Raw genomic sequence first — 11,315 nt, 5'->3', positions numbered from 1 at the left:
TTATCAAATAAATAACCGCTAACGCGGCTATTTCCCCCCCCCATATCACAAAAAACTCTGCAAGTGACCGATGATTTTTTCATTGGTTAGTTGGCTATTGAAGTCTTTATTTAACCAATATATAACAATTAACTTACATTGAAGCGCGTGGCGACATGACCACCGCACACTTTTACCTCTGTAGGGATATTGTTATGGCAGATACCACCCCGTCGCTGACGGAGCAACAACCTGACGATCATGACACGCGTAAGCGTATTTTGGCGATTGTTGGCGCATCATCAGGCAACCTCGTCGAATGGTTCGATTTTTACGTATACTCGTTCTGTGCATTGTATTTTGCTCCCGTATTTTTCCCCAGTGGGGACTCCACGACTCAACTCCTACAAACCGCTGGCGTGTTCGCGGCAGGTTTTCTTATGCGCCCAATCGGTGGGTGGATGTTCGGCTATATTGCAGACAAACATGGCCGCCGAACATCAATGATGATTTCGGTCTGCATGATGTGTTGCGGATCGCTAGTGATCGCTTGCCTTCCAACCTATGCAGCGATAGGAAATTGGGCGCCCGCGCTCCTCTTGCTTGCTAGATTATTTCAGGGGCTCTCCGTTGGCGGTGAGTATGGAACCAGTGCCACCTATATGAGTGAAGTTGCGGTAGAGGGTAAGCGCGGATTTTATGCATCGTTTCAATATGTCACGTTGATCGGTGGACAACTACTAGCACTATTGGTTTTGGTGGTTTTACAGCAGACGCTGAGCACCGAAGAGCTACGCTCATGGGGCTGGCGAGTCCCGTTTGTGCTTGGTGCATTATTAGCGGTGGTTGCACTTTATCTGCGCCGTTCCCTGCATGAGACTTCAACCAAAGAAACCAGAACGCGTAAGGATGCGGGAACGTTGTCTGGCTTATGGAATAACAAGAAAGCTTTCCTGATGGTGCTGGGTTTTACCGCTGGAGGTTCGTTGAGCTTCTATACGTTTACAACCTATATGCAGAAATACTTGGTCAACACCGCGGGTATGGATGCCAAAATGGCGAGCGGGATAATGACGGCTGCTTTGTTCGTCTTTATGCTGTTGCAGCCTATTTTTGGCGGGTTGTCAGATAAAGTTGGGCGTCGAAACTCAATGATCGCTTTTGGCGCCTTGGCTTCATTGCTGACGGTGCCGATACTCACGACGCTACAAGATGTCACTAATCCTTACCTCGCCTTTATCCTCATCGTTGTAGCGCTAACGATTGTAAGCTTGTACACCTCAATCGGTGGGCTGCTGAAGGCGGAAATGTTCCCGCCAGAAGTTCGTGCGTTAGGCGTTGGCCTTTCCTATGCCGTTGGTAATGCTTTGTTTGGTGGTTCTGCTGAATATGTCGCCTTGTCGATGAAAGCGGCTGGCATTGAAACTGCCTTCTTCTGGTATGTTTCAGGTATGTGCTTTGTGGCGATGCTGGTTTCATTGCTATTACATAAAAAAGGCCAAGAAATCAGAATGTAAGCATTGTTGCTAGTAAAATGCAGGATGAAAGATTTTCAACTTCATCCTGCATGCTGTACAAGCTGGTAAAAACTCGTTATCGTCAGGCATCTAGAAGTCTAAACGTTTATATGGATGCTTTCTTAACAGAGTCTAGGAGCTAGCGATTATGCCAATCAGGGTGCCAGATGAATTACCTGCCGTAAGCTTTTTGCGGAATGAAAATGTCTTTGTCATGCCCTCTTCACGAGCGGCAACACAGGAGATCCGCCCGCTTAAAGTTTTGGTACTCAATCTGATGCCTAAAAAGATCGAGACGGAAAACCAATTTCTTCGATTGCTTTCCAATTCGCCTCTGCAAATTGACATACAGCTGCTGCGCATTGATAGCCGTGAGTCAAAAAATACGCCAGCCGAGCATCTGGATAATTTCTACTGTAATTTTGAAGACATTAAAGACCAAAATTTTGATGGGCTGATAGTCACCGGTGCACCTCTCGGGTTGGTCGATTTTTGTGACGTAGCGTATTGGCCGCAGATTGAACAGATCGTTCACTGGGCTAAAGAGCACGTAACCTCTACGCTGTTTGTATGCTGGGCGGTTCAGGCTGCATTGAATGTTCTCTATGGCATTCCTAAGCTGACGCGTGAAACCAAGCTATCAGGGGTTTATCATCATCAAACGCTACAGCCGTTAGCGCTTCTAACACGCGGTTTTGATGAAACCTTCTTGGCTCCGCATTCTCGCTATGCTGACTTCCCAACGGATGTGCTGCGAGAATATAGCGATCTCGATATTTTGGCTGAGTCTGAGCAGGCAGGTGCATACCTATTTGCGACTAAAGATAAGCGGATGGCTTTTGTGACGGGGCATCCTGAGTATGATGCGCATACTTTGTCGGGAGAGTATTTCCGCGATGTTGCTGCGGGCTTATCTCCAGATGTTCCTGTTAATTACTTCCCCGATGATAACCCGAAACATAGTCCTAAAGCGTCATGGCGTAGCCATGGGCACTTACTGTTTACTAACTGGTTGAACTACTATGTTTACCAGATAACGCCGTTTGATCTGCGTTATATGAACCCTACGCTGGAATAAATCTAGCTCACTATATATTTCCAACCTCCCCTATGCTGCTGAATATCCGTTTAGCAGCATCCTCAGAAATTATCTCCCCCAATTCTTTTTCTTAATTAACAGTCTATTGTGTTTAAACAATCTAATGGAACCGGTTTTCTTCTTATTGTTATTAATATATTCATCTATCTATATGTAATTTAAAGAATATAAAAATAATTATAATAAAAATGGAAATTGTTTTTGATTTTGGTGAATCACTGTCTACGCTTTAATCTGTTGGTACGAAATTTAGTCGCTGATGAGAAGTATAAAAGTGAGCTAAATGACAGGAGTGGGGTTCTGGTTGTACCCCTAGCAGAGGGCGGAGATAAAGTATGACACAACAGATGGTTGATACTGAGCTGGCATTTACCCAGCAATTTGGCAGTCAGGAGCATCAGGTTCTTACCGAAGAGGCTATTGAGTTTTTAACTGACTTAGTCGCTCGATTTTCACCTCAGCGCAAGCAGCTACTTGCGGCTCGTCAGGTGCAACAGCAAAATATAGATCGTGGTGAACTGCCAAATTTTATTTCGGAAACTAATTCCATTAAAAATTCCGATTGGAAAATCCGCGGTATACCTCGCGATCTCCAAGACCGCCGCGTTGAAATCACAGGGCCGGTCGAACGCAAAATGGTGATTAACGCGCTCAATGCGAACGTTAAAGTTTTTATGGCTGACTTTGAGGATTCACTCGCCCCAAACTGGGACAAAGTGATTGAGGGCCAAATCAACCTGCGTGACGCCGTGAATGGCACCATCAGCTTCACTAATGAAGCAGGAAAAATCTATCAGCTAAAACCGAATCCTGCGGTGCTAATCGCTCGCGTGCGCGGGCTTCATCTGCCTGAAAAGCATGTGACGTGGCAGGGTGAGCCTATTCCCGGTGGGCTGTTTGATTTCGCGCTCTACTTCTTCCACAACTACCAAGCACTATTGAAAAAAGGCAGCGGTCCTTATTTCTATCTGCCTAAAACAGAGTCTTACCATGAGACTGCATGGTGGAGTGAGATCTTCAGCTTTACCGAAGATCGTTTCGATCTACCGCGTGGAACAATTAAGGCCACCGTATTGATCGAAACCCTACCAGCGGTATTCCAGATGGATGAGATCATTCATAGTCTGCGCGATCACATCGTGGGTTTGAACTGCGGTCGCTGGGATTACATCTTTAGCTATATCAAAACGCTGAAAAACCATAGCGATCGTGTTTTACCCGATCGTCAGTCCGTGACGATGGAAAAACCGTTCTTAAGTGCTTATTCACGTTTGCTGATCAAAACCTGCCACAGACGCGGCGCTTTTGCGATGGGCGGAATGGCGGCATTTATTCCTAGCAAAGACGCTGAGCGCAATGCATGGGTGATGGATAAAGTTCGTGCTGATAAAGAGCTCGAAGCAAACAACGGCCATGACGGTACTTGGGTTGCACACCCTGGCTTAGCAGATGAAGTGATGCAGGTTTTTGGCCGCGTGTTGGGTGAGCGCAGTAATCAGCTTGAGGTAACGCGTTCGCAGGATGAACTTATTACCGCAGCGCAACTGCTGGAGCCTTGTCCTGGTGAACGTACCGAAGAGGGAATGCGTGCCAATATTCGCGTTGCCGTTCAATACATTGAAGCATGGATTTCAGGTAATGGCTGCGTGCCCATCTACGGCTTGATGGAGGATGCGGCGACGGCGGAGATCTCTCGTACGTCAATCTGGCAGTGGATCCACCATGGGAAAACGCTGAGCAATGGCCAGAAGGTTACCCCAGATCTTTTCCGTCAGTTACTGAAAGAAGAAATGCAGGTTATCCGTCAAGAGCTTGGTGATACACGTTTCGACAGCGGTCGTTTTATTGAGGCTGCCAGTCTGATGGAACGTATTACAACCAGCAGTGAGCTGATCGATTTCCTGACACTACCTGGTTATGAACTGTTGAATTAAGCACGAAAACTAACCCTACACCGAAACCATAAAATAGAGAAAAAAGCCAAGGAGCGCTTGCCATGTCTACCTCACGTAATCAGCAAATTCAGCAGTTGGAACAGGATTGGAAAACTAACCCGCGTTGGGAGGACATTACCCGTCCTTACAGCGCAAATGACGTGGTTAATCTGCGTGGTTCGGTGAATCCAGAATGCACTTTGGCGCAAAAGGGCGCCGCTAAACTTTGGGAGTTGCTGCATGGCGGTTCACGCAAAGGCTATGTTAACTGCCTCGGTGCATTAACCGGTGGTCAGGCATTACAGCAGGCAAAAGCCGGTGTCGAAGCCATTTACCTCTCTGGCTGGCAGGTGGCCGCGGATGCCAACTTGGCATCCAGCATGTATCCCGATCAATCACTGTATCCGGTTAATTCGGTGCCAGCGGTGGTTGAACGTATCAATAATACATTCCGCCGAGCAGACCAAATCCAATGGTCGAACGGCGTAGAGCCGGGTGATAGCAAATTTACCGATTACTTCTTGCCGATTGTTGCCGACGCTGAAGCCGGTTTTGGTGGCGTACTGAATGCGTTTGAATTAATGAAATCGATGATTGAAGCCGGTGCCGGTGGAGTTCACTTCGAAGACCAATTGGCATCAGTGAAAAAATGCGGTCATATGGGCGGCAAAGTACTGGTTCCAACACAGGAAGCGATTCAAAAATTAGTCGCAGCGCGTTTGGCCGCAGATGTTTTGGGTGTTCCAACCTTGGTGATTGCCCGTACCGATGCTGATGCCGCCGATCTGATCACGTCAGATTGTGATAGCTACGACAGCGCGTTTGTCACCGGTGAGCGTACCGTTGAAGGCTTTTTCCGTACTCATGCCGGTATCGAGCAGGCTATCAGCCGCGGCCTCGCCTACGCCCCTTATGCCGATTTAGTCTGGTGCGAAACATCTACGCCAGACTTAGACGCCGCGAAGCGTTTTGCCGATGCGATTCATGCCCAGTATCCGGGCAAGCTGCTGGCCTATAACTGTTCACCTTCCTTCAACTGGAAAAAGAACCTCGACGATCAAACTATCGCGCGCTTCCAAGATGAGCTTTCTGCAATGGGATATAAATACCAGTTCATCACCTTGGCGGGCATCCACAGCATGTGGTTCAACATGTTCGATCTGGCGCATGCGTATGCCAACGGAGAGGGCATGAAACACTACGTTGAGAAAGTGCAGGAGCGCGAGTTTGCGGCACAAAAACAGGGCTATACCTTTGCCTCTCATCAACAGGAAGTGGGCACCGGATACTTTGACAAAGTGACGAATGTGATTCAGGGCGGCGCGTCATCGGTAACGGCTTTGACCGGATCAACTGAAGAGCAGCAGTTCTAAAAACGCGGGTAAGTATGAACGCTAGAACGGGCAGGGCAATGCGCTCTGCCCGTTTTGTCTGAGAGTCGGCGAGGTGACCGAGATGGCTATAGGCATGGAACAACTTATTGCGCAGACGATCTTGCAGGGTTTTGATGCTCAGTACGGTCGTTTTCTCGAAGTGACCGCTGGAGCCCAGCAGCGTTTTGAGAAAGCCAACTGGGGCGCTGTTCAACTGGCGATGAAAAAACGTATCCACCTTTACGATCACCATGTGGGGCTGGTGGTGGAGCAGCTACGCAGGATGACGGGCCCTTTATGTCATGACGCTGAATTCTTGGCGCGAGTGAAAACGGTCTACACCGACATGCTGCCTGAATACCCACGTTTTGAAATTGCCGAAAGCTTTTTTAACTCTGTGTACTGCCGTTTGTTCAATCACCGAGAGCTAACGCCGGATAAGTTATTTGTTTTTAGTTCACAGCCAGAACGTCATTGGCGCGAATTTCCCCGTCCATTAGCCAGAACGTTTAAATCGGAGGCGGGTTGGTCAGCGTTAATTAATGATTTACTCGGTGAACTCCCACTTCGATTACCATGGGAAGATCGTGCCCGCGATGTGGACTATATCGTCAGCCATTTAGAAAATACCTTCGGTGAAGAAACCTTACATCACAGCTGCTTACAGGTGGCAAATGAGCTGTTTTATCGCAATAAGGCGGCTTGGCTGGTGGGGAAACTGCACACGCCAGCGGGTATTTATCCGTTTCTATTGCCGATTCATCATAACGAACAAGGCGCGCTGTTTGTCGATACCTGCTTAACGCGTTTAGACGAGGCCAGCATTGTTTTTGGCTTCGCTCGTTCGTACTTCATGGTGTATGCACCTTTGCCCGCCGCGTTGGTTGACTGGCTGCGCGAGATTTTACCGGGAAAAACAACCGCCGAGCTATATATGGCGATTGGCTGTCAAAAGCATGGGAAAACGGAATATTATCGCGAGTATTTAAAGCATCTTGCAGAATCCAAAGAGCAATTCATTATTGCTCCTGGCATTCGTGGGATGGTGATGCTGGTTTTCACACTGCCTTCTTTTGACCGCGTATTTAAGATCATAAAAGACAAGTTTGCGCCGCAAAAAGAGGTCGATCCTGCACGAGTTCAAGCCTGCTACCAACTGGTTAAGGAACACGATCGCGTTGGGCGCATGGCAGATACCCAAGAATATGAAAACTTTGTGATTGAAAAGTGGCGAGTCAGCCCTGAGCTGATGGCTGAATTACAAAGGGAAGTTCCCGAAAAACTTGAGGATTTAGGCGATCGTATCGTGATCCGTCATCTGTATATTGAGCGTCGCATGATTCCGCTCAATATTTATCTGGAGCAGGCCGATGAGCGCCAGTTACATGACGCGATTGAAGAATATGGTAATGCGATCAAGCAGCTGGCAGCGGCGAACATTTTCCCCGGCGATATGCTGTTTAAAAACTTTGGCGTGACCCGACATGGGCGAGTGGTGTTTTATGATTATGACGAAATTTGCTACATGACCGAGGTTAATTTCCGTGATATTCCACCGCCGCGCTATCCTGAGGACGAAATGGCCAGCGAGCCCTGGTATAGCGTGTCGCCTAACGATGTCTTCCCTGAAGAATTTCAGCATTTTTTATGCGGTGATGTGCGTATCAGAACGTTGTTTGCCGAAATGCACGGTGATTTATTTACCGCAAACTATTGGCGTAGTTTGCAGCAGCGGATCAGCAATGGTGTGGTTGATGATGTGTTTGCCTATCGACGCAAGCGCCGATTTGCACAGCGTTAATCAGTTTGGGCTGCGCAATGTACAAGGCACCGTAATGTGCTTGCCGGGTTGTGGCGCGTTTTGCAGGGAGAGTAACTGCTGTACCGCCATTCGTCCGCCTTCGGCATAGCCTAAGTCGACTGAAAAGGTCTTGGGATACAAGAATTCCAGCAGCGAATTATTCCCCATACCGCAGACGATTACATCGTTTTGTGACCGCTCCTGTAAGTACTTACTTACACCGAGGGCAATGGTATCTGAAGCGCAGATGATAGCGGTGGTGTCCTCAGAGATAACCTGCTGAGCCAATTGATAGCCACTTTGAAAGGTAAGCTCTCCGAGCGCGGCGCAAGGCGCAATCTGGTGTTTTTGGCAGAGTGCATGATAGGTGTCGTAGCGACGTCCGCCCGTTGTGGCATCCGAAAGTTTTACCCCAACAAAAGCGATGTGCCGATGTTTTTTGGCGAGTAGCGCGTTCATCAGTAAGGTGACTGCGCCGCTATCGTCATAACGTACCGAGGTTAGTTGTTCATACTCCCATGCCAGAACAACCATTTTATCTCGCCACGGCAGGAGCATTGACTCATCGAGACCGGTAAAACCAAACAGCAAAATGCCATCCACGTGACGGCGCGACAGAACGGTTAAATGTTCTTGCACTCGTTCAGGCTCAAACTGGCTTTCCAACAAAATAGGATCGTAGCCTTGGGCATACAACAGGGGCAGCATCGCACGCACGGCCTGATTTTCAGCGTTAGAATCTAAACGAGAAACAATGATGGCGACGACTTTATCTGTTTGGCCGCGCATAGCCCGAGCCGATTTAGATGGGGCAAAGTTATGTTGATTAATGATTTCTTCAATCCGCGCACGCGTTTCTGGCTTAACGCCAGATTCTTTATTGATCACGCGGGAGACTGTGGATTTACCCACGCCGCTGAGGCGAGCAATATCTTTAATCGTCAATCGTTCGGACATAACGTAACGCCACGCAGAGTCAGTGATAAGAATGCTATTGTTGTGGGTAAAAGCCGCTAAGGCAAGCCCCTGTCATGAACTTTACCGCAGCTCATTCAGGGAACGATAAGAGTGATAACAGGCCAATCTCAAATATCCCTCTCTTTTACGCGTGCAAATGCGTATAATCGCCGCCCTGATATTGATGCTTTGTTAACCACCCGAATCGTTAACGGCACAACGTAATGCAGTTCCGCTTCAGCGCAAACTTCCCCAGATAAATAGAAAAGAGTGATGTCATGAGTAGTATCAGCCTGATCCAGCCAGAACGTGATTTGTTCTCCTACACGCCCTATTGGGCAGAGTGCTACGGCACGGCCCCATTCTTACCGATGTCGCGTGAGGAAATGGATACTCTCGGCTGGGATAGCTGTGACGTCATTTTAGTTACCGGTGATGCCTACGTTGATCATCCAAGCTTTGGGATGGCAATTGTTGGCCGTATGCTAGAGGCTCAGGGTTTCCGCGTGGGGATCATTGCGCAGCCGGACTGGACGAGCAAAGCTGACTTTATGCGTTTGGGGAAACCGAACCTGTTTTACGGCGTCACCGCTGGCAATATGGATTCGATGATTAACCGCTATACCGCCGATCGCAAACTGCGCCACGACGATGCTTACACGCCTAACAACGAAAGCGGCAAACGTCCAGATCGCGCAACGTTGGTTTATACCCAACGCTGCAAAGAAGCCTTCAGCGATGTTCCGGTGATTTTAGGTGGAATTGAAGCCAGCCTGCGCCGTATTGCTCATTATGACTATTGGTCTGACACGGTACGCCGTTCGGTGCTGGTGGATTCTAAAGCCGACATGCTGATGTATGGCAACGGCGAACGCCCACTGGTGGAAGTTGCACATCGTTTAGCTTCAGGTGAGCCGATTGCTAGCATTATCGACGTGCGTAATACCGCGGTCATGCGCAAAGAGGCGCTGCCGGGCTGGAGCGGCGTGGACTCCACGCGCTTAGACAAACCGGGTCGTATCGAACCGATTCCAAATCCTTACGGTGATGATTTGGCCTGTGCGCCAGATGCCGATAAGAAAAAAGACGATAGCGTACAAGCCATTACGGTGCGTGCACCGAAGCCTAAGCCGTGGGAAAAAACCTACGTGCTGCTGCCGTCTTATGAAAAAGTTAAAAATGACAAAGTGCTGTATGCACACACATCGCGTATTTTGCATCATGAAACCAACCCCGGCTGTGCGCGTGCTTTGATGCAAAAACATGGCGATCGCTATATTTGGATTAACCCTCCGGCGATCCCATTGAGCACGGAAGAAATGGACAGCGTGTTTGCGCTGCCTTACCAGCGTGTTCCTCATCCAGTTTACGGCGGCGCCCGAATTCCTGCCTATGAGATGATCCGTTTCTCCATCAACATCATGCGTGGTTGCTACGGCGGCTGCTCATTCTGTTCGATTACCGAACACGAAGGCCGCATCATCCAGAGTCGCTCAGAAGACTCAATCATTCGAGAAATCGAAGAGATCCGCGACAAAGTCCCCGGCTTTACCGGCGTGATTTCCGATTTGGGTGGCCCAACGGCTAACATGTATATGCTGCGCTGCCAGTCACCGCGTGCCGAGCAAACCTGCCGCCGTGCATCCTGTGTTTATCCTGAAATTTGCCAGCACATGGATACCAACCATGAGCCGACCATCAAGCTGTATCGCCGTGCGCGCGATCTAGACGGCGTGAAGAAAATCCTTATTGCCTCGGGGGTTCGTTATGATCTGGCGGTTGAAGATCCACGCTATATCAAAGAGCTGGCAACCCATCATGTGGGTGGCTACCTGAAGATTGCGCCAGAGCATACTGAAGAAGGGCCGCTGTCTAAGATGATGAAGCCGGGCATGGGGAGTTATCAGCGCTTTAAAGAGCTGTTTGATACTTATTCTAAGCAGGCTGGCAAAGAACAGTATTTGATCCCGTATTTCATTTCAGCGCATCCGGGGACGCGAGATGAGGATATGGTCAACCTAGCGCTATGGCTGAAGAAAAACCGTTTCCGTTTGGATCAGGTACAAAACTTCTATCCGTCGCCGTTGGCGAATTCCACCACGATGTATCACACGGGTAAAAACCCGCTGGGTAAAGTCGATTATAAGAGCGAAGACGTTGTGGTGCCGAAAGGCGATCGCCAGCGTCGTTTACACAAAGCGCTGCTGCGCTATCACGATCCAGCTAACTGGCCGCTGATCCGTGGTGCGCTGGAAGAGATGGGTATGAAGCATTTAATCGGTTCACGTCGTGAATGTTTAGTACCGGCCCCAACGCTGGAAGAACAGCGCGAAGCGCGTCGTGGATACCAGAAAAATATGCGTCCAGCGATGACTAAGCATACCGGTGCGCCGGCGAAGCCTGAACAGCGTGGTGCGAAACCTAAAACGATTCGTGGTGAAGCGCCATCAGCGGAGCGCAATGGAAAAGTACATGATAAGGCTTCTCCGACTGGCAAGCCTGTTAAAGGCAAACCGCAAGCGGCTAAACCAGCGGCGCATACGCCAGCAGGAAAACCCGCTGCGAAGCCATCAGGGCGTAAGGCACCTCGAGTGACCAAAGGTAAATAACGATAAAAAATCCCCGTGCGGTGTTACGCCGCTCGTTTAAAAGATC

General features: G+C 49.0%; 7 protein-coding genes. 6 read left to right on the top strand and 1 reads right to left on the bottom strand.

The window, feature by feature from the left end:
- The first annotated feature begins 194 nt into the window (after positions 1-194).
- From BN1044_RS20560 to aceK, 5 genes are all read left to right on the top strand, one after another.
- Positions 195-1,496 carry an MFS family transporter gene (locus BN1044_RS20560; RefSeq protein ID WP_063586291.1) on the top strand — a complete coding sequence of 434 codons (1,302 nt, stop codon included), beginning with the start codon at positions 195-197 and terminating at the stop codon, positions 1,494-1,496.
- Between the two features lie 148 nt (positions 1,497-1,644).
- A complete protein-coding gene (gene metA, locus BN1044_RS20555; protein WP_072310238.1) occupies positions 1,645-2,574 on the top strand; it encodes a homoserine O-acetyltransferase MetA in 930 nt (309 codons plus the stop codon).
- Positions 2,575-2,930: 356 nt separating this feature from the next.
- A complete protein-coding gene (gene aceB / locus BN1044_RS20550; RefSeq protein ID WP_072310237.1) occupies positions 2,931-4,529 on the top strand; it encodes a malate synthase A in 1,599 nt (532 codons plus the stop codon).
- A gap of 62 nt (positions 4,530-4,591) precedes the next feature.
- Positions 4,592-5,902 (top strand): isocitrate lyase, encoded by a 1,311-nt coding sequence (aceA, locus tag BN1044_RS20545; protein ID WP_072310236.1) that lies wholly within the window; start codon positions 4,592-4,594, stop codon positions 5,900-5,902.
- 82 nt (positions 5,903-5,984) lie between these two features.
- The gene (aceK, locus tag BN1044_RS20540) at positions 5,985-7,703 is read left to right on the top strand and encodes a bifunctional isocitrate dehydrogenase kinase/phosphatase (RefSeq protein ID WP_072310235.1); all 1,719 of its coding nucleotides are present in this window, start codon (positions 5,985-5,987) and stop codon (positions 7,701-7,703) included.
- Here aceK and treR read toward each other — a convergent pair whose 3' ends face one another.
- Positions 7,704-8,660: a trehalose operon repressor TreR gene (gene treR / locus BN1044_RS20535; protein ID WP_072310234.1), complete on the bottom strand. Its 957-nt coding sequence runs from the start codon at positions 8,658-8,660 to the stop codon at positions 7,704-7,706.
- Between the two features lie 278 nt (positions 8,661-8,938).
- On the opposite strand from treR, the gene BN1044_RS20530 reads away from it, so the two are divergent.
- A complete protein-coding gene (locus BN1044_RS20530; RefSeq protein ID WP_072310233.1) occupies positions 8,939-11,269 on the top strand; it encodes a YgiQ family radical SAM protein in 2,331 nt (776 codons plus the stop codon).
- Positions 11,270-11,315 lie beyond the last annotated feature (46 nt).

Source organism: Hafnia alvei (assembly GCF_900095695.1).
Lineage (GTDB): Bacteria > Pseudomonadota > Gammaproteobacteria > Enterobacterales > Enterobacteriaceae > Hafnia > Hafnia alvei_B.
This window is presented reverse-complemented; position numbering and strand designations above follow the sequence as displayed.

Excerpts from the sequence above, each read along its gene's own strand:
- BN1044_RS20560 (WP_063586291.1), top strand. The coding sequence starts at position 195 with ATGGCAGATACCACCCCGTCGCTGACGGAGCAACAACCTGACGATCAT.
- metA (WP_072310238.1), top strand. The coding sequence starts at position 1,645 with ATGCCAATCAGGGTGCCAGATGAATTACCTGCCGTAAGCTTTTTGCGG.
- aceB (WP_072310237.1), top strand. The coding sequence starts at position 2,931 with ATGACACAACAGATGGTTGATACTGAGCTGGCATTTACCCAGCAATTT.
- aceA (WP_072310236.1), top strand. The coding sequence starts at position 4,592 with ATGTCTACCTCACGTAATCAGCAAATTCAGCAGTTGGAACAGGATTGG.
- aceK (WP_072310235.1), top strand. The coding sequence starts at position 5,985 with ATGGCTATAGGCATGGAACAACTTATTGCGCAGACGATCTTGCAGGGT.
- treR (WP_072310234.1), bottom strand. The coding sequence starts at position 8,660 with ATGTCCGAACGATTGACGATTAAAGATATTGCTCGCCTCAGCGGCGTG.
- BN1044_RS20530 (WP_072310233.1), top strand. The coding sequence starts at position 8,939 with ATGAGTAGTATCAGCCTGATCCAGCCAGAACGTGATTTGTTCTCCTAC.